The organism is Loktanella sp. F6476L, from assembly GCF_023015725.1.
GTDB lineage: Bacteria > Pseudomonadota > Alphaproteobacteria > Rhodobacterales > Rhodobacteraceae > Yoonia.
Window position 1 is genome coordinate 738,860 of the sequence record NZ_JALKAR010000001.1, and the last position, 19,619, is coordinate 758,478.

Annotated in this window: 17 protein-coding genes and 4 tRNA genes; 15 read left to right on the forward strand and 6 right to left on the reverse strand. The window is 55.1% G+C overall.

What is annotated here, in order from left to right:
- Window positions 1-29 precede the first annotated feature (29 nt).
- A complete protein-coding gene (locus tag MWU61_RS03755) occupies window positions 30-938 on the reverse strand; it encodes a hypothetical protein (protein WP_247126909.1) in 909 nt (302 codons plus the stop codon).
- 385 nt (window positions 939-1,323) lie between these two features.
- Between MWU61_RS03755 and lon the strand changes: the two genes are divergently transcribed.
- The 9 genes from lon to MWU61_RS03800 all read left to right on the forward strand — a co-directional run bounded on the left by lon (window position 1,324) and on the right by MWU61_RS03800 (window position 7,286).
- Window positions 1,324-3,735 (forward strand): endopeptidase La, encoded by a 2,412-nt coding sequence (gene lon / locus MWU61_RS03760; RefSeq protein WP_247126910.1) that lies wholly within the window; start codon window positions 1,324-1,326, stop codon window positions 3,733-3,735.
- Between the two features lie 118 nt (window positions 3,736-3,853).
- Window positions 3,854-4,279: an HU family DNA-binding protein gene (locus tag MWU61_RS03765; protein WP_247126911.1), complete on the forward strand. Its 426-nt coding sequence runs from the start codon at window positions 3,854-3,856 to the stop codon at window positions 4,277-4,279.
- 49 nt (window positions 4,280-4,328) lie between these two features.
- Window positions 4,329-4,404, forward strand: a tRNA-Val gene (locus MWU61_RS03770).
- 59 nt (window positions 4,405-4,463) lie between these two features.
- Entirely contained in the window at window positions 4,464-5,024 is a 561-nt protein-coding gene (locus tag MWU61_RS03775) for a histidine phosphatase family protein (RefSeq protein WP_247126912.1), read from the forward strand.
- 30 nt (window positions 5,025-5,054) lie between these two features.
- Window positions 5,055-5,130 (forward strand) — tRNA-Val (locus tag MWU61_RS03780).
- 35 nt (window positions 5,131-5,165) lie between these two features.
- Window positions 5,166-6,122 carry a glycerophosphodiester phosphodiesterase family protein gene (locus tag MWU61_RS03785; RefSeq protein ID WP_247126913.1) on the forward strand — a complete coding sequence of 319 codons (957 nt, stop codon included), beginning with the start codon at window positions 5,166-5,168 and terminating at the stop codon, window positions 6,120-6,122.
- 334 nt (window positions 6,123-6,456) lie between these two features.
- Window positions 6,457-6,533: transfer RNA gene (locus MWU61_RS03790), tRNA-Asp, on the forward strand.
- A 123-nt stretch (window positions 6,534-6,656) separates the two neighbouring features.
- Window positions 6,657-7,118: a YHS domain-containing (seleno)protein gene (locus MWU61_RS03795; RefSeq protein WP_247126914.1), complete on the forward strand. Its 462-nt coding sequence runs from the start codon at window positions 6,657-6,659 to the stop codon at window positions 7,116-7,118.
- Window positions 7,119-7,209: 91 nt separating this feature from the next.
- Window positions 7,210-7,286 (forward strand) — tRNA-Asp (locus MWU61_RS03800).
- A gap of 59 nt (window positions 7,287-7,345) precedes the next feature.
- On the opposite strand, the gene MWU61_RS03805 is transcribed toward MWU61_RS03800, so the two are convergent.
- The 3 genes from MWU61_RS03805 to MWU61_RS03815 all read right to left on the reverse strand — a co-directional run bounded on the left by MWU61_RS03805 (window position 7,346) and on the right by MWU61_RS03815 (window position 10,608).
- Window positions 7,346-7,813 (reverse strand): hypothetical protein, encoded by a 468-nt coding sequence (locus tag MWU61_RS03805; protein ID WP_247126915.1) that lies wholly within the window; start codon window positions 7,811-7,813, stop codon window positions 7,346-7,348.
- 116 nt (window positions 7,814-7,929) lie between these two features.
- Window positions 7,930-9,228: a S41 family peptidase gene (locus tag MWU61_RS03810; protein WP_247126916.1), complete on the reverse strand. Its 1,299-nt coding sequence runs from the start codon at window positions 9,226-9,228 to the stop codon at window positions 7,930-7,932.
- Between the two features lie 3 nt (window positions 9,229-9,231).
- Window positions 9,232-10,608 (reverse strand): M20/M25/M40 family metallo-hydrolase, encoded by a 1,377-nt coding sequence (locus MWU61_RS03815; protein ID WP_247126917.1) that lies wholly within the window; start codon window positions 10,606-10,608, stop codon window positions 9,232-9,234.
- Window positions 10,609-10,838: 230 nt separating this feature from the next.
- Between MWU61_RS03815 and MWU61_RS03820 the strand changes: the two genes are divergently transcribed.
- The 4 genes from MWU61_RS03820 (at window position 10,839) to ispG (ending at window position 15,454) form a co-directional block, all read left to right on the forward strand.
- Entirely contained in the window at window positions 10,839-11,444 is a 606-nt protein-coding gene (locus MWU61_RS03820; protein ID WP_247126918.1) for a recombinase, read from the forward strand.
- Window positions 11,445-11,711: 267 nt separating this feature from the next.
- Window positions 11,712-12,935, forward strand: coding sequence for a 5-aminolevulinate synthase (gene hemA, locus MWU61_RS03825; protein WP_247126919.1), 1,224 nt, complete (start codon window positions 11,712-11,714; stop codon window positions 12,933-12,935).
- A gap of 125 nt (window positions 12,936-13,060) precedes the next feature.
- Complete coding sequence (locus tag MWU61_RS03830) at window positions 13,061-14,245, forward strand: RodZ domain-containing protein (protein ID WP_247126920.1); 1,185 nt, start codon at window positions 13,061-13,063, stop codon at window positions 14,243-14,245.
- Window positions 14,246-14,323: 78 nt separating this feature from the next.
- Window positions 14,324-15,454: a flavodoxin-dependent (E)-4-hydroxy-3-methylbut-2-enyl-diphosphate synthase gene (gene ispG / locus MWU61_RS03835; RefSeq protein ID WP_247126921.1), complete on the forward strand. Its 1,131-nt coding sequence runs from the start codon at window positions 14,324-14,326 to the stop codon at window positions 15,452-15,454.
- Between the two features lie 80 nt (window positions 15,455-15,534).
- On the opposite strand, the gene MWU61_RS03840 is transcribed toward ispG, so the two are convergent.
- Window positions 15,535-16,305 carry an MBL fold metallo-hydrolase gene (locus MWU61_RS03840; protein WP_247127211.1) on the reverse strand — a complete coding sequence of 257 codons (771 nt, stop codon included), beginning with the start codon at window positions 16,303-16,305 and terminating at the stop codon, window positions 15,535-15,537.
- A 96-nt stretch (window positions 16,306-16,401) separates the two neighbouring features.
- Window positions 16,402-17,142 carry a DsbA family protein gene (locus tag MWU61_RS03845; protein WP_247126922.1) on the reverse strand — a complete coding sequence of 247 codons (741 nt, stop codon included), beginning with the start codon at window positions 17,140-17,142 and terminating at the stop codon, window positions 16,402-16,404.
- Between the two features lie 120 nt (window positions 17,143-17,262).
- On the opposite strand from MWU61_RS03845, the gene MWU61_RS03850 reads away from it, so the two are divergent.
- Together MWU61_RS03850 and MWU61_RS03855 are read left to right on the forward strand one after the other, a co-directional pair.
- Window positions 17,263-18,408 carry an aminotransferase class I/II-fold pyridoxal phosphate-dependent enzyme gene (locus MWU61_RS03850; RefSeq protein WP_247126923.1) on the forward strand — a complete coding sequence of 382 codons (1,146 nt, stop codon included), beginning with the start codon at window positions 17,263-17,265 and terminating at the stop codon, window positions 18,406-18,408.
- Window positions 18,405-19,610: an N-acetylmuramoyl-L-alanine amidase gene (locus MWU61_RS03855; protein WP_247126924.1), complete on the forward strand. Its 1,206-nt coding sequence runs from the start codon at window positions 18,405-18,407 to the stop codon at window positions 19,608-19,610. Before MWU61_RS03850 ends, MWU61_RS03855 begins: the two co-directional genes overlap by 4 nt.
- The last annotated feature ends 9 nt before the right edge of the window (window positions 19,611-19,619 follow it).

Genomic DNA, 19,619 nt, shown 5'->3' on the forward strand with positions numbered 1-19,619 from the left:
GGGCGTCACGAGGCGCGCCCGCTGTTCCGTTAAGCGGCGTTAGTCCGGTGTGCCTTGGCCCTTTCAGTCGCAGGTTTTACACTGGTTTCAACCACCTCAACTGGTTCACCCAACGTACGAATACTCTGCACATTCTCGGTCGATGCGAGTTCGTCCGTAAGATTCGCTTTCTTGGGATCGCGAAAACGCCAAGCGCGGTGACAATCGCTCATGCGCGCGAAACTGTCCAACTCGTCGCCCAGCACGTCGTCAAAATACCGCAACAATGCGACGCGGATCGGCAAGCCGCTGACCTGCATATCTGAAAGGATCGTTGTTCTTTCGGGACCTGCTTTTGCGAATGTGTAGGACATGATGATCTCTTCACCCTCGATATGGCTGTCGCGTTCCAACAGGTACGACGCATTAAAGTGCGGGTTTAGCGTGAGATATGTCAGTGTGGCGTGTTCGATCTGGTTTCGGTCTCCTTCGAAAGTCAGATATAGTGTGTTTTCGTCGTCTGAATCAGCGCGCGCTGACATCATTGTACCCGTCCAATGTGCAGCTGCATGGCCTTGGCCAGGAACCACTTTGGCCCATGTCGTGCGGCGGTCGAAAGGGGCGTGAAAGCGTTTTTGACTACGTAGGCCGATCCGTACAGGCAGACGGTCCAGAAACGACGTGTAAAAGATCGCATAGGTCAAAACGGTTGCCGCGATGATCATCGGGACCATCAAAACCGGAGGCATCATCGCTGCGGCATAGAACCCTACAGCGCCACATTCGACGCTTTGACGGAGATCTTTGGCAGCGACGGTGACGATGACCGCAACCACCATCACACACAGTGCCATAACGCCGACCATCACAACGCCGGGCCATAACCAAAGCGAAGCAAGCTGGGTAAACAGCACGGCAAAGGCAATACGGCGGCGCTGACGCATAACGTTATGAAGCATAAATTTAGGAAGCCTATGAAAAGAGTTGGGCCGACTAACCTACAAACGGGGAACAACTTTTTTGGCGTAAGACGCTGAAATGTTTGGTTCTGGGCGCAAAAGTGACAATTTTAAGAAACAATCCATAATACCCGCGTAGTACGCAAAGAAATGGACACTCTAACCCCATGATTGCGGGGCGTGCCTCGCTTATTTGGACGGGCTAGGATTTGTTTGCGCGATGGCTTGCTCCTTCCTGCGCAAAGGGTCAAAATACAACGGAATGAGAAAGCAGCACTGGTTGAATACGGGGCCCTAAGACCCCAGATGTAGGAACCAGACAGGAAACAGGGCGTGCAGCCGCGATGCGGGGCCGATCTGTTTGCCGCAAAGTAAGGAAAAAGAAATGCAAGAACCGTTGAGTTCATCATACCCCGTACTGCCGTTGCGCGACATTGTTGTGTTCCCACACATGATCGTGCCGCTGTTCGTGGGCCGTGAAAAGTCAGTCCGCGCGCTTGAAGAAGTGATGCAGGACGACAAGCAAATTCTGCTATCTAGCCAGATTGATCCCGGTGAGGACGATCCAGCGCAGGACGGCATCTATAAGGCCGGTGTTCTGGCCAATGTATTGCAACTGTTGAAGCTGCCCGATGGTACCGTAAAGGTGCTTGTCGAAGGACGTGGACGTGTGCGGATTACTGGGTTCTTGGATAACCCTGATTTCTTCGAAGCATCAGCTGAATATCTGACCGAAATGCCGGGCAACGAAGAAGAGACAGAGGCGTTGATCCGTTCTGTCGCGACCGAATTCGAACGTTACGCGAAGGTTAAGAAGAACATTCCCGAAGAAGCCATGGCTGCTGTGGGTGAAACAACCGAACCTGCGAAATTGGCAGACCTCGTGGCAGGCCATCTTGGCATCGAAGTTGCCCAAAAGCAGGAGCTTCTGGAAACGCTGTCCGTGTCCGAACGGCTTGAAAAAGTCTACGGCCTGATGCAGGGCGAAATGTCCGTGTTGTCGGTCGAGAAAAAGATCAAGACACGCGTCAAATCCCAGATGGAGCGGACCCAGCGCGAATATTATTTGAATGAGCAGATGAAGGCCATTCAGAAGGAACTTGGTGACGGTGAAGAAGGCCAGAACGAGGTCGAAGAACTCGAGACAAAGATCGCGGAAACCAAACTGTCCAAAGAAGCCCGCGAAAAGGTCGACGCAGAGCTGAAAAAGCTTAAGAACATGTCACCGATGTCCGCAGAAGCCACGGTTGTGCGCAACTACATGGACTGGATTCTGGGCGTGCCGTGGGGCGTGAAATCCCGCACGAAAAAGGATCTGGGTGGGGCGCAAAAGGTGCTCGACGCTGACCACTTTGGCCTTGAAAAGGTGAAAGAACGGATCGTTGAATATTTGGCCGTGCAGCAGCGTTCGAAGAAGCTGAAAGGCCCGATCATGTGCCTTGTCGGCCCTCCTGGTGTTGGTAAAACGTCGCTCGGTAAATCTGTGGCGAAGGCGACAGGTCGCGAATTTATCCGCATTTCCCTTGGTGGTGTGCGTGACGAATCTGAAATCCGTGGCCACCGTCGGACCTACATCGGGTCTATGCCGGGTAAGATTATTCAGGCGCTAAAAAAGGCGAAAACCACGAACCCGCTGATCTTGCTCGATGAAATCGACAAGATGGGTCAGGATTTCCGTGGCGACCCTGCGTCTGCGATGCTTGAGGTTCTCGATCCGGAACAGAACAGCACATTCGTCGATCACTACCTTGAGGTGGAATATGATCTGTCGAACGTGATGTTCCTGACGACTGCGAACTCCTACAATATGCCGGGCCCGCTTTTGGACCGGATGGAGATCATTTCGCTGTCGGGCTACACCGAAGACGAAAAGCGCGAAATTTCCCGTCAGCATTTGCTGCCAAAGGTTCTGAAAAACCACGGGTTGAAGGACAAGGAATTCGCAATTGATGACGCAGCCTTGACCGAAATGATCCGGCGTTACACCCGCGAAGCAGGTGTGCGGAATCTCGAACGGGAACTCGCAAAGATCGCACGGAAAGCGGTGACCAAGATCGTCAAAAAGGAAGTCGAGGCCGTAGAGGTCAACGCCGACAATCTGGACGATTATCTTGGCGTGCCAAAGCACCGTTATGGTCTGGCTGAAACCGAAGATCAGGTTGGGGTTGTGACCGGTCTGGCGTGGACATCTGTCGGCGGTGAATTGCTGTCGATTGAGGCGCTGAACCTGCCGGGCAAAGGCCGCATGAAAACAACGGGTAAGCTCGGCGATGTGATGAAAGAATCCATCGATGCCGCGTCATCCTACGTGCGTTCCATCAGCCCCGAAATCGGTGTGAAGCCGCCAAAGTTCGACAAGATCGACATCCATGTGCACGTCCCCGACGGTGCGACACCAAAGGATGGTCCATCTGCGGGCTTGGCCATGGTCACGTCTATCGTGTCTGTTCTGACTGATATTCCGGTGCGCCGCGATATTGCAATGACAGGCGAGGTATCGTTGCGTGGTAACGCGATGCCAATTGGCGGTTTGAAAGAGAAACTGCTGGCAGCGCTGCGCGGCGGGATCAAAACGGTTCTGATCCCCGAAGATAACGCAAAAGATCTACCGGACATTCCGGACAACGTGAAAGAGGGCCTCGAGATCATCGCCGTCAAACACGTTTCCGAAGTTTTGGAACACGCGTTGGTCCGTAAACCAGAAGCGATTGAATGGGATGCAGAGGCTGAAGAAGCCGCCGCTGCGGCCAAAGCTCTCGCCGCTGGTGGTGCGGGTGCGGGTGCTATCGCACATTAAGCGCTGTCAAAGCCACAAATTTGAAAAAGGGCGCAGCGTTGGTTGCGCCCTTTTGCTTTTCCCCGTTGCGGCATTGATCCGACGGGGTAGGGTAGGTCAAAGAGAAAAAGAGGGCCCGATGGCTGATAATGACACCCCCGACACGAACACCGTCAAATTGAAACCTGGCAAACCGAACGCGAAGGCAAAGCTTGCTCCGGTCAGCACAGGGCCTAAGCCCGTCGTCGTGTCTGTGCCGCAGGCGGTGCCTGTATCGACACCGAAATCCGCGCCAGCCAGCGCGCCCAAAGCTGTCGTCAGTGATGATGGCCCTGTTAAAAAGGGGCCGATTTTGGATGCTGTCGTCGAGAAAAGCGGCATCAAACGGTCCGACGCGAAACTGGTCGTCGAAGCCCTGTTTGAAGTCATGGCCGACAAGCTGATCAACGCCGAAGACATGCAACTGCCGCCTTTGGGCAAGCTGAAAATCGTAAAGACGAAGGACGTTGGCAAGGGCGCTAAGGCGATCACGCTGAAATTGCGCACACCAAATACGTCAGAGTGAACTTTGTGGGTTGCGCCCACACGAATCCGGCTTTAAATCCACCGTTATCGGGTGATTAGCTCAGTTGGTAGAGCGCTTCCTTTACACGGAAGATGTCGGGAGTTCGAGCCTCTCATCACCCACCAGATTTTCCAAAGGCGTACCAAGTTGGTGCGCCTTTTCTGTATCAACCGCGAGGCGCACCATGTCCCATCCAGAGCTTTATATCCTGCGACATGGTGAAACCGAATGGAACGCCGAAAACCGTATGCAGGGTGAATTGAATTCCCCATTGACGCGAAAGGGCGAAATGGACGCCGCACGACAGGGTGAAATTTTGCAGACCCTTGATCTGACCGGATTTGCATTTCTATGCAGTCCGCAAGGCCGCGCGTTCCAAACCGCAGGGATCGCCCTTGGCAGAATCGCGACCGACGTGCGCACGGATGATCGCCTGCGCGAAATTGGCGTCGGGGATTGGTCGGGTCTGCTGCGGGACGACTTGCCGATGCCTGAAGGGAAAGACCCGTTCATGGCGCAGTATGAAATCGCACCAAATGGTGAGGGATTCGAACGGCTTGAAACCCGTTGCCGCGGATTGCTTGCTGATCTGCAGGGCCCAAGCGTCCTGATTACGCACGGAATCACCAGCCGGATGCTGCGGTCTATCGTGGCGGGCGAAGGTGCAGTTTCGGTGCCGACGATTCATGGCGGGCAGGGCTGCGTCTATCATTTGAAAGACGGCGTGCAAAAACTGCTTGAGTAACCCGAACCGATAGCCTAAACGACGCCTCACGGGTGATTAGCTCAGTTGGTAGAGCGCTTCCTTTACACGGAAGATGTCGGGAGTTCGAGCCTCTCATCACCCACCACTTCACATCCCGCTAGCCCCATGCAATCGTCGCATATGCGACGTATAAAACAGCTTTTTGCTGTCATTGTTTGTCTGGGTGCTGCCCTTTGGCTGGCCAACACGAATGCATTTGTCAGCCTGCCTGCGGATCAGCAGCCAAAGCTGATTGCGCACAGAGGCATTCATCAGATCTACGCTGGCAATGATCGTAACGCCGATACCTGTACCGCCAATCCTGTCATGCCAATGGCGCATCCCTTCATTGCCAACACGATTGCGTCGATCGAAGCATCGTTTGACGCAGGCGCCGACGTGGTCGAGGTTGACGTGCATTTGACCACCGACGACCAATTTGCGGTTTTTCACGATTGGACGTTGGACTGTCAAACCGACGGCACAGGCGTGACGCATAAGCAGGACATGGCGTATCTGCGTGGTCTCGACTTAGGCTATGGATATACAAGCGATGGTGAAACCTATCCCTTGCGCGGGACTGCAGTGGGGCGGATGCCGACACTGACAGAGGTTTTCGAAACGGTCCCAGACGGTCGGTTTCTCGTTAATTTCAAAAGCAACCGACCCGAATCCGGTGACGTGTTGGTTGATCGGTTTCACCAGACAGAAGCACCGATTTGGGGCGTATACGGTGGCGGCCCGCCGACCAGTGGTGCGATGAATAGCTCCGATTGGACTGGGTTTAGCCGGCAAACCTTAAAGGCTTGCCTGTTCAGATACGCGTTGACCGGTTGGACGGGCAGGGCGCCTGCGGTTTGCGCCGATATGACGGTCGCCGTGCCGATGGATTACGCGCCCTATCTTTGGGGCTGGCCGCATAAATTCACACGCCGCATGCATGCTGTTAGGACAGAGGTGATCTTGTGGGGACCCTACGACGGGTCAGGTTTCTCCAGTGGGGTCGATGACTTGGAAACGCTCGCGCGGGTGCCCGTGCAGTTTGACGGATATATCTGGACCAACCGTATTGAAGTGATCGGTCCCGCGCTGCGCTGATTAAACTTCTATTGAGATTTGGACATTGCGGTTGCTGGGAACCCCGTTTCGCCAATTGCGGCACGGGGAGGATGTGATCGGTAAATTGCGCATAACGTTCGCAATCTGTTGAAATTTTCCGATGCGAATGAGTTTCCACACATTTCGGTGTATGCTTACATTTCATCAGGCCCATTTTGCCCTGATCGTCCGCGAAAGGCGTACGGGACGGACCCGTTAACCACGGTCATTCAAAAGAAAATGCATTTTCTTTGCACTTCTTGCCTGTGCGTTCTTGACGCCCCGAAACACCCGGCATAGAAGCCCCACAACGTCGCAAGATGTTGAGAGATGCGCGGTTGTAGCTCAGCTGGTTAGAGTACCGGCCTGTCACGCCGGGGGTCGCGGGTTCGAGCCCCGTCAACCGCGCCATCCTCTCTCCTTTCCCAGAAATATGACAAGATTTCACATCAGCATGAGAACGCTGTCACGTAGCAGACGCGCGCGATTTGCATCCTTATGTTCGATTCCAACAGATCAATTAAGGAATCGCAGATGTCACTGTCCCGCCGCCAATTCATGACCCTGTCCGTTTCACTACCAATGGTGAGCATGGTCGCAACTCAAGCCATTGCGCAGACGCCAGCCATATATGCCGAAGATGGTATCGCAATCGATGGCACGGACCCCGTTGCGTATTTTACCGACGGCGAACCCGTAGCTGGATCTCCTGATCATCAAGTGATGTGGCAGGGGGCTACGTGGCAGTTTTCAACCGCCGCAAACCGTGCCGCGTTTGAGGCTGATCCATACGCCTATGCCCCGCAATACGGCGGCTACTGCGCCTACGCCGTATCACAGGGCTATACGGCGTCTACGACGCCTGCTGCTTGGTCGATTGTAGACGGAAAGCTGTACCTGAACTATTCGCGCCGCATCCGTCGTAAATGGGAACGTGACACGGCTGGATATATCGCTGCGGGGGATGCAAATTGGCCCGAAGTCCTTTCGGCTTAGCACTTAGTTTAGTCTTCGATCAAAAAAGTACAAAAACCGCGCGATTTGGCGTTGACGGGTGTGACACTTCCTTCTATCCCACCCCTCACGCGCGGTTGTAGCTCAGCTGGTTAGAGTACCGGCCTGTCACGCCGGGGGTCGCGGGTTCGAGCCCCGTCAACCGCGCCACTTTCCACCATATGTTTGATCGACGTCGTTCAGTGCAATTGAATGAAGTGTTAGTCAGATCATAGGTACACGTCGATCATCTGCTGTGATGTGTCATAACCCGCTTCTTCCAAGGTTGGTTGTAGCAACGACCACACCGTTTCGGCATCATCCGCCACTGCAAACGCTTCAACCGCATCTGCGATCAACGCGACGATCCCTGCGTCAACAGATCCCTTGGATTGTGACCCAGCTTGGCCGCCTTCAGGCGGTGGAGGCGGTGGACGGTCGCCGCCCTTGATGCCAGCTTGGTTGGCAAGGTCTTTTGCATCAATCCCGTTGTCGCTCAGCAGTGATTCCAATCCGGACCCCGGCCTGATCCCAATTTCTTTGATCTGCGTGACGATCTTTTTGGTATCAGATTCGGTCAATTTGGAAGAATCGAAGTCGGCCAAAAACGTTGTCAGCTTTTCGGCCTGCTGGCTGGTGATGGAGGTGGGTTGTGTCGCTTGGGCCGCGTATCCCGCAGCCATATTTGCTTGTAGCATGTCGTCGCTCCCTTCGTACCTGTGCGCACGCAGGCGAGTATCGGGAGCGACGTTAATAAATCTTCAAAATTTTTCTGTTAATCTTGAATTGTCAGTACTTTAGGCTGTCGTGTCCTTTATTGACCATCTAGCCGCGCGATTGCCGCAGACAGGATCGTGTCGTCACCGGCTTGGGCCGCAGACACGTCGACGGGTACGTCGACATCCGGTGGCACGCCAACCCGTTCAAAACCGGCACCATCCATCGCGAGATAGACTTGGTGGGAAAAGCCCAGTTCCCAGCCGTTGGGCAGTTCGATACTCATGATATCTGACAACCCGCCAGAGGTCGGTTCGCCCATCACCGTGACATTTGGCAGATCGCGCATCGCCATCGTGAAAATCTCGGCGGCAGAGCCGGTGTAAGGTGTTGTTAGCACCACGACGGGCTGATCGAACGTTGGTTCTTGCGGTTCTAACAAGGCCGTGTGTGGCGCTGTATAGCCTGTTTCGGTTCGCGTCGTTTTGGTTAAAACCGGCAGTGGTTCGTCGGTGAAGAACCCCGCGTAGGCTAGTGAAATGTCATCTGAGCCACCCGGGTTATACCGAACGTCAAGGATGATGCCTTTGGCGTCCGCGAGGTAGTCGAGCACTTGCTGGAATGATGCCGCAGCCACCGTCGCGGCCGATTGGCCAAGCCCCGTTTCTGGGTTCATGTGTTCGATGTAGACATAGCCGATGTCTGGCGTGGCCCAACCGACGCGTAAGCCCGTATCGCTTGGTGCGGACAGATCGCTCACGGCAGCCAGCGTGGTATCCCGCACCTCGTGCCGGACGTCGTGCCAGTCTGGGCGGACAGATGGCGACCAGATGCTATCGCCGGTCGCGATGAACGTATGGCCGTCGTCCAAACCTGTCAGGGCCTCTTGCAGGACAGCCATCAGCGCGGCGTCGTCCATCTGGGTGCCTGGTTCAGGCCGCAAGGTGCGGCGGGCGTCCCAATTGACGCCGTGGGTGTCGAAATGGGAATAATGCGTATTCATCACCTCCCACATCACGTCAAATACCGCTGTTGGCGTGTTGGGCAGGGGAGCATCGCAGCTGTCGGGCAGGGCCGCAACCGGATCGGCAGTGATCGGGTTAAGCGTACCTTCAGCGGCCAGCACCAGCTGTGTGTCATCGCGAAATAAAGTGACCCCTTCAAGGAAATCGACGATCCACATGTGCGCGGGGATTGTCTGGTCTTTCGTGCAATGGATATCGCTGACCTCGTAGACATCGATGGTCAGTGCACCAACATCTAACATCAACCCGTAGCCGTCTGTTTTCCATACACCGCGCAGGTCTTGGGATGGGGCATATTTGACCCAACTGATACCAAGAACGGCGACCGCCAAAATGGCGATCCCCGCGATCCATCCTAAGATGCGTTTCATTCTTTAGTCCTTTGAAAGTGAATGCAGAATACGCGCCCAGCTACGGATACCTTTGTGGAAGCTGGACAGGTCATACTTTTCGTTGGGGCTATGGATGGCGTCGTCGTCTTTGCCGAAACCAATCAGCATCGCATCCATATCCAGGACGGTCTTAAAATGCCCGGCGATCGGGATCGACCCGCCGCAACCGACATAGGCTGCTGCATTTGGCCATTCATCAGACAAAGCATTTGCAGCTTTTGCGAACGCAGGGTTTTCGGTGGACATTTGGCCCGCTGCTGACGCGCCGTGTCCGCGGAATTCCACGTCGCAATCGACTGGGATCATGTCCCGTACCATCTTGCGGAAATTCTCGCGGATTTTGTGTGGGTCTTGCGTACCCACAAGACGGAAGCTGATCTTCGCGCTCGCTTTGGACGGCAGTACAGTTTTAAAACCATCACCGGTGTAGCCAGAAATCATCCCGTTCACTTCGCAAGTGGGGCGCGACCAAATCATTTCCAAAGGACGACGGCCTTTTTCGCCTGCGGGTTCTGACAGTCCGACTTCGCCTAGAAATTCCTTTTCGTCGAATTTCAGATCATCCCAGCTTGCCGCCAGTTCGTTCGACAGCTCAGGCACACCGTCGTAGAAGTCAGGCACAGTGACTGCGCCGTTTTCGTCGTGCAGCGCTGCGATGACTTTTGCCAAAACGCGGGCAGGGTTCATTGCTAAACCACCGTACATGCCGGAATGCAGATCAAGGCTGGGACCCGTGATCGTGATCTCTTCGCCTAGCAGCCCGCGCAACTGCGTGATGATCGCAGGCGTGCTGTCGCCATAGAGGCCCGTGTCGCAGATGAGTGCGACATCGGCAGTCAGTTCTTCCGCGTTGTCCTTCATGAAAGGCACCAACGACGGGGACCCTGATTCTTCTTCGCCTTCAAAGAAGATCGAGATTTTGCCGGGCAGGGTGCCGTGGACCTTTTTCCAAGCGCGACAGGCTTCGACAAAAGTCATCAGCTGGCCTTTGTCGTCAGATGATCCACGACCACGAATGACCTTACCCTTGGCGGTATCTTCGACTTGTGGGTCAAATGGGTCGTTGTCCCATAGGTCAATCGGATCAACGGGTTGCACGTCGTAGTGGCCGTAAAACAGGACGTGTGCCCCATCGTCGCCGGTGTGACCCATCACCATCGGATGGCCGGGTGTGGCGCGTTTAGATGCATCAAAACCGATGCTGGCTAGATCATCGACCAGCCAGTCGGCAGCGGCATCACATTGGTCTTTGTACGCCGGATCGGTCGAGATCGATTGGATGCGCAGCAAGTCCAACAGACGGGCAGTGGCCGCATCAAGGTCGGCATCAATCTGGGCAAGGACGGGATCAAGGGTCATGAGTGAACGCTTTCTGTGTCTGGCTGAGTTTGCCTGCATAGGACGTCAAAATCTCAGGTCATGCAAACAGATCGGGTTAACCTATCGCTTATAAACCGATGCTAAATGTATCACGCAATCCTCGCAGTTTTGTGACAATGTGTTGGCTATGCACAAACGGGTGGCATGGCTAGTATGCGACAGAACGACGCTCAGAGGTGGGCGATGAATACCTAAAGGGAGAGAATTTGATGAAATCGGGAATGATTATTGCGACGGCGGCTGTTGTTGCACTTTTTGGCGGCGCACACAGTGCTGCGGCTGACAGCCATGCGGACGCGTGTACCTTTGATAAGGACGTTTTCGATTTTGACGAAGCAGACGTTGCAGCGCTGTACGCGTGCGTGTCCGATGACCTTGAAGCGGGCTATAGCGCCGAAGATCATGAAGTTGGCGGTGTTTACCGCACATGGGGCAACGCGGCGACGGGTCCTGCGCTGCCGGGCGTTCATGGTGAACGTTTCTTGAATACATTCGTGAACGAAGCGGGCTTTGATACCTACGTGACCTACGGCTACGGCGAAGATTTCGTAATGCCAGTCGGGACTGTCATTGCCAAAGAATCCTACAAGCTGCGCAACGACGGCACACCACGTCTGGGGCCGCTTTTGATCATGACTAAGGTCGAGCCTGGCACAGAAGCCGAAGAATTCGGCAACTGGATCTATTCAGGCGTCCAGCCAAACGGCAAAACAATGGGCGTCAAACAATCCTTCTGCCATGATTGTCACGCAGCCTACGCTGATCAGGATTCATTGGGCTATCCGCTGGAAGACGTCCGGCTAGGCGCTGAATAATCCAAGGCGGATTTCACGATAAGCAATACAATACCCCGATCTCGCGCTTGCTGGGTCGGGGTATTTATTTGAAAGCCTGCCAAGGAATTGATCTAGATCATGTCTTTGGATTCGGCCCTGTGTGATCTTGATCAAATAGGGGGCGTCAAATTGTAGCGCGTCAAAGCATGTTGATGCGCGGTCTTGTGCCCTATATGAGACCTAGAAAGGTTCTAGACTGATGCGCCATCAGTGACTTGGGCCGCTGTTAAGACGAAGGAATACCCGGTGGATTATAACGCACAACTTGATGCAGCGATCACCCGTCTTCACGACGAAGGACGCTACCGGACGTTTATCAACATCGAACGCACACGCGGTCAGTTCCCCCACGCGGTATGGAACAAAGAAGACGGGACCACTGCGCCTGTCACCGTTTGGTGCGGCAATGACTATCTCGGCATGGGCCAGCATCCGGTTGTGATGGCTGCGATGCATGAAGCGATCGAAGCCACAGGCGCGGGCTCTGGCGGGACACGTAACATTTCAGGAACAACTGTTTATCACAAACAGCTTGAGGCCGAACTGGCTGATCTACACGCTAAAGAAGAAGCGCTGCTTTTCACATCGGCCTACATCGCCAATGATGCAACATTGTCCACACTGCCAAAGCTGTTCCCTGGGTTGATCATTTATTCCGACGCGTTAAATCACGCGTCCATGATCGAAGGCGTACGCCGCAATGGCGGCGCCAAGCGGATCTTCCGTCACAACGATCTGGCGCACCTGCGCGAATTGCTCGAAGCAGATGACAGCAACGCGCCAAAGCTGATCGCGTTCGAATCCATCTATTCGATGGACGGCGATTTTGGCCTCATCGGAGAGATTTGCGATCTAGCCGACGAATTTGGTGCATTGACTTACATCGACGAAGTGCACGCCGTTGGCATGTACGGCCCACGCGGGGCAGGGGTTGCAGAACGCGACGGCCTGATGGGGCGCATCGACATCATCAACGGCACATTGGCGAAGGCTTATGGCGTTATGGGCGGCTACATCGCGGCATCTGCTCGTATGTGCGATGCGATCCGGTCCTATGCGCCTGGCTTTATCTTCACAACATCATTGCCACCCGCGATTGCCGCTGGTGCGGCCGCTTCTGTGGCGCATCTGAAGACGGATCAGGACTTGCGTGATCAGCAGCAAACACAAGCTGCGATTCTCAAGTACCGTCTAAAAGGTATGGGGCTGCCGATCATCGATCACGGATCACATATCGTGCCGCTAATTGTGGGTGATCCCGTTCACACCAAGGTTTTGTCAGACCGTTTGTTGTCTGATCACGGAATTTATGTGCAGCCGATCAACTTCCCAACTGTACCGCGCGGAACCGAACGTTTGCGGTTCACACCGTCGCCTGTACACGGTCCTGGCGAAATGGATGCGCTTGTTTCCGGATTGGATACACTGTGGAGCCACTGTGCGCTGAATCGTGCCGAAATGGCGGGCTAAGCCGCAAATTTGACTCTTTCCGCATGTGCAAACATCTTCATGTTGTGGTAGGACAGTGGTGCTACTGCTAGGATTCGGGACAGGTTTCGGCAGTACATGGGGACACAAGCGGGCTACGGTATACTATGATCGTCAAGGGATTCAGACGCAATCGCGTTCAGCAAGAAGCTGAATCGACCGGATTTGATGCATTTGATTTGCGTCTTGGTGACCTGATGCGTGGTGAACGTGCGACCATGGGCAAAAGCCTGTTGGACGTGCAGCGCGAACTCAAAATTAAAGCAGCTTACATCGCAGCGATCGAAAATGCAGACCCGACTGCGTTTGATACGCCGGGCTTTATTGCGGGCTATGTACGGTCTTATGCGCGTTACTTGAACATGGACCCCGATTGGGCGTTTGATACGTTTTGTGGCGAAAGCGGTTTTGCAACGGCACACGGCATGTCCGCCGAAGCATCCGCTGCGAAGCCATCTACGCTTCAGAAGACGCCAGCCAAAGGCAACGATATTTTCTCGTCATCCGCGACACCTTTTGTGCCGGAAGGCGACGCAATGTTCAGCCGGATCGAACCGGGCGCGATTGGTTCCGTGCTTGTGCTTGTCGCGTTGATCGGTGGCATCGGTTATGGCGGCTGGACCGTCTTGCAAGAAGTCCAGCGCGTGCAGTTTGCACCCGTTGAACAGACGCCGACGGTAGTGTCCGACATTGATCCACTGGCAGGCGGCGCGAATATCGCCCCAGAAGTCGAAGATGTTGCATCCTTTCAAGCCCCGTCTGTCGAAGCGCTGGATCGCCTTTACCGTCCTGCCGCTCTTGATGTGCCAGTACTGGTGTCGCGTGACGGGCCTATCGCATCATTGAACCCGGGATCATTTGGCGCCTTGGCGCCTGAAACGACTTTGGAACAGGCCGTTGCCGAAGCTGCCGCATTCCCTGAACCGTCCAGTGTGCAGGTTCTTGAAACGCCTGCGCCTGCGGTGCAGATGGTCGCCGTGCGCCCTGCGTGGGTGCGCGTGAAAGCGGCTGACGGAACAACGATCTACGAAGCCACAATGCAGGCTGGTGACACCTTCACGGTACCACAAACCGAAAACCCCGCGACTTTGCGGGTTGGTGCATCTGGTGCGATCTATTTCGCGATCAACGGCACTCATTACGGGCCTGCTGGTCCACGTGGTCAGGTGACGTCGAACCTTGCAATGTCGGTTGATAATCTGACAGCCAGCTACTCTGTCGCGGATATCGCAGCTGACAGCGATTTGGCAGAAGTCGTCCGCGTCGCCGAAGTGGCCCCTGCGGCACAATAACCTGCGGCTTACCCGTTGCCGTGAGGCGGCGGCAAGCATAGGTTAAGGCCAATCGCGTAATTCAAAGGCCATACCCCAATGTCGCTGAATCATATCCGTCCTTGGCGTAACATTTACCGGCGTGAAAGCCGTCAGATCATGGTGGGCAATGTGCCCGTTGGGGGCGGTGCGCCGATCTCTGTCCAGACGATGACCAACACGCTGACAACAGACGTGAAGGCAACGATCGAACAGATCAATGCAGCGGCAGAAGCGGGGGCCGACATTGTACGTGTGTCCGTGCCGGACGAAGCGTCCAGCAAGGCGCTAAAGTTGATCGTGCCAGAGGTGTCAGTGCCTCTCGTGGCGGATATCCATTTCCATTACAAACGCGGTATTGAAGCGGCAGAAGCGGGTGCTGCCTGTCTGCGTATCAATCCCGGCAATATCGGCGACGAAAAACGCGTCAAGGAAGTCATCAAAGCGGCCCGCGACCACAATTGCTCAATCCGGATCGGGGTGAACGCCGGATCGCTGGAAAAACATTTGCTGGATAAATACGGTGAACCGACGCCTGACGCGATGGTTGAATCCGGTCTCGATCACATCAAGATTCTGCAAGACAACGATTTCCACGAATTCAAAATCAGCTGTAAGGCGTCTGACGTTTTCATGGCGGCAGCTGCCTACCAGCAGCTTGCCGAAGCCACTGATGCACCGATCCACCTTGGTATCACCGAAGCCGGCGGTTTGATCAGTGGTACAGTCAAATCCGCCATCGGCATGGGCAACCTGTTGTGGATGGGGATCGGGGACACGATCCGTGTGTCGCTGTCCGCTGATCCCGTAGAAGAAGTCAAAATGGGCTTCGAGATACTCAAATCATTGGGACTGCGCCACCGCGGCGTGAACATCATTTCGTGTCCGTCATGTGCCCGCCAAGGGTTTGATGTGATCAAAACGGTCGAAACGCTTGAACAACGGCTTGAGCATATCAAAACGCCCATGTCGCTTAGCATTATCGGGTGTGTTGTGAACGGACCGGGTGAGGCACTGATGACCGACGTGGGCTTCACAGGCGGCGGTGCGGGTCACGGCATGGTCTATCTGGCGGGCAAGCAAAGCCACAAACAAGACAACGACAGTATGGTCGAACACATTGTCGAACAGGTCGAAAAGAAAGCCGCTGAACTCGACGCGCTTGCAGCCAAAAAAGAAGCGGCAGAGTAATCTCTGCCGCCTTATTCTTTTGGCTCTAAGTATCCCTGCCGGAGGCATCTGAAAAATGCCCCCTGCGCAAGTTGCCGCGTTTAGCCGTACCAGCCGCCCATTTTTGCGGAAATACCATCAGCAAGCATTTCGGCAAATGCCATCGGGTCCTGTGTGCCATTGTCCCGACCGCGATAGTGGTACGGGTAAACGTTCGCGGGTTTGAATTCGTTCACGGCAACAGCAGCGGCTTCTGCGCTCATCGTGAATGGCAAGTTCATGCAAACAAACGCGATGTCGATGTCTTCCAATGCGCGCATTTCCGGGATGTCTTCGGTGTCACCGGAAATATAGACGCGGGATCCATCTACGGTCAGAACGTAGCCGTTGTCGCGGCCTTTAGGGTGAAAGTTCAAACGTTCTTCTGTCGTGTTATACGCAGGGATTGCTTCAATCGCGATATCACCGAATGTCGTGTCATCACCGTTTGCCATCTGCATCGCTTTGGCTTGCATGTTTTCTGGCAACATATCGAATACGGCAGGGTTGGTGACCAGTGCTGTGTTTTCCGCAACGATGCCATTGAGTGTATCGGGGTTGAAGTGATCGCCATGCTCATGCGTGATCAGTACAAGATCGGCAGTCGGGAAGCCTTCGTAGTTGGACGCATCTCCCACAGGGTCGACGTAGATCACCGCAGTTGGCGTCTTCATCACGAATGATGCGTGGTCCACAGGGGTAATTTCGATCGAGCCGTTGACGGTCGGAAAGCTGTCCGCGCCGTGCCCATCTGCATGTGCTGCGAACGGCAGGACAGTCAGCGTGCTGGCTGCTGCTGTGTGAATTAGGAACTGACGGCGGTTTTGGGACAGGCGCTGCATGGCAATCTCCTGGTTGTGCATATTCTTTATACGCTACACCTAGGGCGTTCCGTCGCAGCGGCCAGATGATTTATCGATAAGGCCGAATTATCCGTCGCGGGACCGTAGTTGGGCGACGATCTGTTCCATCTGCGCCAATGGTACGTAACCTCGCAACATTTGGTCTTCGAACACGAAGGACGGCGTGCCTGTGATTGCCAAGGCGTCTGCCAGTGCACGGTTTTCTGCGATCACTGCGTTGACTTCCGGGCCGTTCATCATGTCCGCCAATGCGTCGTGATCATATCCAAACGCGTCTGAAATCCGCGCAAGGTTCGCGTCCGTGATATTCCCTTGGTATTCCATCAGCGTGTTGTGGATGTCGTAATAGGCGTCATCGCCCACGACTTGTTGTACGGCCAATGCGTAACGGGATGCCAAAACGGACTGTTCCCCTAGGATCGGCAGTTCCTTGATCACATAGCGGATATTTGTGTCGCCATCGATCAAAGCCGCGACCTCGGGGTGGGCGCGTTTGCAGTAACCGCACCGATAATCAAGGAACTCAACGACTGTGAAATCGCCGTCCGGATTGCCCCCGACGAAAGATGTATCGCTGCTGAACAATGCGTCGGCATTTTGTGCCACGAGGTTCACGTCGTTCGCCCGTGCGTCCGCCGCCTGACGATCTTCGAGAACGCCGATGGCTTCCATCAACACTTCAGGGTTTTCCAGTAGATATGCACGCACCTCGGCCCGGAACGCTGTGCGTTCTTCTGGTGTCATGTCTTGTGCGACAACAGGTGTGGCAAGAGCTGCCATCACGGCGAGAGGGGCGAAACGAAGCATAATCTGTTTTCCTATACAGGGTCGTCACCTGAAAACCATATCGCGCACTGCGTGCCAAGTGCCATTGACGCCGCATGGCGCTTGCGTGCAAAACTCTGCCAAAATCATAAAGGGCAGCAGATGCGTCATTCAACCCGTGGTATGGTCGATCCGTTTATTGTGATGGATGTGATGGAGGCCGCACGTCAGGCCGAAGCTGCAGGGCGTCACATCATCCACATGGAGGTCGGCCAGCCTGGAACGGGTGCGCCCGCAGAAGCACGTGCGCGACTGGCGGCCGATCTGGATGACCCGCTTGGTTACACCGTGGGGCTGGGCCTGCCGGAATTGCGCGCACGGATCGCCCAACACTACCGCGACTGGTATGACGTTGATCTTGATCCGAACCGTGTCGTCATCACGTCTGGGGCGTCGGGTGCTTTCCTTTTGGCCTTTAGTGCGTTGTTTGATAACGCTGAACGGGTGGGGCTGGGCACACCGTGTTATCCATCCTACAGGCAAATTCTAAAGGCTGTTGGCCTAACGCCTGTTGATATTGAAACGACGCTTGCGGATCGGTTCCAACCACAGCCATCTGCAGTTGTTGATCACGATCTGGCTGGGTTGATCGTGGCATCCCCCGCGAACCCGACTGGTACGATGCTGGACAAAGGTGAACTTGCGGCTTTGGCCAAAGCCTGCACCGAAAACGGGGCGGCGTTGATATCAGACGAGATTTACCACGGGCTTGGCTACGACCGTCGCGCTGTCTCTGCGCTAGAGGTCACCAACGACGCTTACGTGATCAATTCGTTTTCCAAGTATTTCTCGATGACAGGTTGGCGCGTCGGCTGGATGATTGTGCCTGAAGATCACGTGCGGATCGTGGAACGACTGGCGCAAAATATGTTTATCTGCGCACCGCACGCAGCCCAACGTTTAGCATTGTATTCAATGGATTGTGGTGCAGAGCTTACGCAGAATATCGACGTCTACACCGCAAACCGACAGCTGATGATTGATGGCCTGACGGCTGCAGGGTTCACCAAATTCGCACCACCTGACGGGGCGTTTTACGTCTACGTCGATGTGTCGGATTACACTGATGACGCGCTCGGTTTTGCGGGCGAGATTTTGGATCAGGCTGGGGTTGCCGTCACGCCGGGGCTCGATTTTGACCCCAAACGCGGGCACCACTGGCTACGGTTTTCTTATGCGCGTGGCACGACAGACATCACCGAAGGTCTCGCTAGGTTGTCCGCCTTTATGAAAGGGCGTGCGGCATGATCCGCGTCGTGGCGGCGTTCTTGATGACGGCGGGATCTGCGTTTGCGCAAGATTTTAGTGGCTTGGCGCGCATAGATCATGCCGCCAGCGCGATCACAGATACGCGCCAAGGCATGGCTGTGGATTTGCAACTGTCGCAGATTGTACCTTACCGCGTGTTCACGCTGGATGAACCGCGTCGTCTGGTTGTTGATTTTCGCGAAATTGATTGGACGGGTACAGATAAGACCCAACTTGATCAGTCCGACATTGCCAGCGACATCCGCTTTGGCGCTTTTCAAGCGGGTTGGTCGCGGCTTGTCGTTGATCTATCAGAACCGGTTGTGCTCAAAGCGGCAGAAATGACTGTAAATCAATTGGATAACACCGCCAAGCTCACGTTAGTTTTGCGTGATGCAGACCAAGTCGAATTTGCTGCGACCTCTGGCGCACCTGTCAGTGCGGCGTGGGATATCGCCACCGCACAACCCAGTTTGCCAGCACCAACGCCAGAAGACGGCCCACTGACAGTGGTGCTGGATCCGGGGCACGGCGGTGTTGATCCCGGCGCAATTCAGGGCGGCGTTGTCGAAGCAAATCTGATGCTGAAACTTGCCATCGAAGTGGCAGAAGCGTTGAACAGAACAGGCCAAGTGCGGGCCATCTTGACCCGTGAAGCCGACATCTTTGTTCCATTGGAAGGGCGGATGACTATTGCACGCGCTGCGAAGGCGGACCTGTTTATTTCGTTGCACGCCGATGCGTTGGAAGTGGACGAAGCCCGTGGTGCGTCGATCTACACACTCAACGCTGAAGGGTCGGACCGCGCCGCCGCTCGAATGGCCGAACGACACGAACGGGGCGATTTGCTGGCGGGCGTCGATTTGTCAGAACAAGACGATAGGGTCGCGACCGTTTTGATGGACCTTGCGCGCGCCGAAACCGAACCGCAAAGCCAACGCTTTGCAGAACAGGCGGTGGCAGCGCTGCGCGACGCAGGTGCCCGTCTCAATTCAAGGCCGCGCCGCGAAGGGCGGTTGGCCGTTTTGAATGCACCTGATTTTGCGTCCGTTTTGATCGAAGTCGGGTTTTTGTCTAACGCAAATGACCGCGCGATGCTGTCCACGCCATCGGGCCGCGCGCCCGTCGTGGAAGGGATTGTCTCAGGCGTACTGACCTGGGCCCGCGAAGAGGCCGCGCGCGCGCCGCTGGTTCGCCAGTAAAACGTGATC

Excerpts from the sequence above, each read along its gene's own strand:
- MWU61_RS03755 (WP_247126909.1), bottom strand. The coding sequence starts at position 938 with ATGCTTCATAACGTTATGCGTCAGCGCCGCCGTATTGCCTTTGCCGTG.
- lon (WP_247126910.1), top strand. The coding sequence starts at position 1,324 with ATGCAAGAACCGTTGAGTTCATCATACCCCGTACTGCCGTTGCGCGAC.
- MWU61_RS03765 (WP_247126911.1), top strand. The coding sequence starts at position 3,854 with ATGGCTGATAATGACACCCCCGACACGAACACCGTCAAATTGAAACCT.
- MWU61_RS03775 (WP_247126912.1), top strand. The coding sequence starts at position 4,464 with ATGTCCCATCCAGAGCTTTATATCCTGCGACATGGTGAAACCGAATGG.
- MWU61_RS03785 (WP_247126913.1), top strand. The coding sequence starts at position 5,166 with ATGCGACGTATAAAACAGCTTTTTGCTGTCATTGTTTGTCTGGGTGCT.
- MWU61_RS03795 (WP_247126914.1), top strand. The coding sequence starts at position 6,657 with ATGTCACTGTCCCGCCGCCAATTCATGACCCTGTCCGTTTCACTACCA.
- MWU61_RS03805 (WP_247126915.1), bottom strand. The coding sequence starts at position 7,813 with ATGCTACAAGCAAATATGGCTGCGGGATACGCGGCCCAAGCGACACAA.
- MWU61_RS03810 (WP_247126916.1), bottom strand. The coding sequence starts at position 9,228 with ATGAAACGCATCTTAGGATGGATCGCGGGGATCGCCATTTTGGCGGTC.
- MWU61_RS03815 (WP_247126917.1), bottom strand. The coding sequence starts at position 10,608 with ATGACCCTTGATCCCGTCCTTGCCCAGATTGATGCCGACCTTGATGCG.
- MWU61_RS03820 (WP_247126918.1), top strand. The coding sequence starts at position 10,839 with ATGAAATCGGGAATGATTATTGCGACGGCGGCTGTTGTTGCACTTTTT.
- MWU61_RS03830 (WP_247126920.1), top strand. The coding sequence starts at position 13,061 with ATGATCGTCAAGGGATTCAGACGCAATCGCGTTCAGCAAGAAGCTGAA.
- ispG (WP_247126921.1), top strand. The coding sequence starts at position 14,324 with ATGTCGCTGAATCATATCCGTCCTTGGCGTAACATTTACCGGCGTGAA.
- MWU61_RS03845 (WP_247126922.1), bottom strand. The coding sequence starts at position 17,142 with ATGCTTCGTTTCGCCCCTCTCGCCGTGATGGCAGCTCTTGCCACACCT.
- MWU61_RS03850 (WP_247126923.1), top strand. The coding sequence starts at position 17,263 with ATGCGTCATTCAACCCGTGGTATGGTCGATCCGTTTATTGTGATGGAT.
- MWU61_RS03855 (WP_247126924.1), top strand. The coding sequence starts at position 18,405 with ATGATCCGCGTCGTGGCGGCGTTCTTGATGACGGCGGGATCTGCGTTT.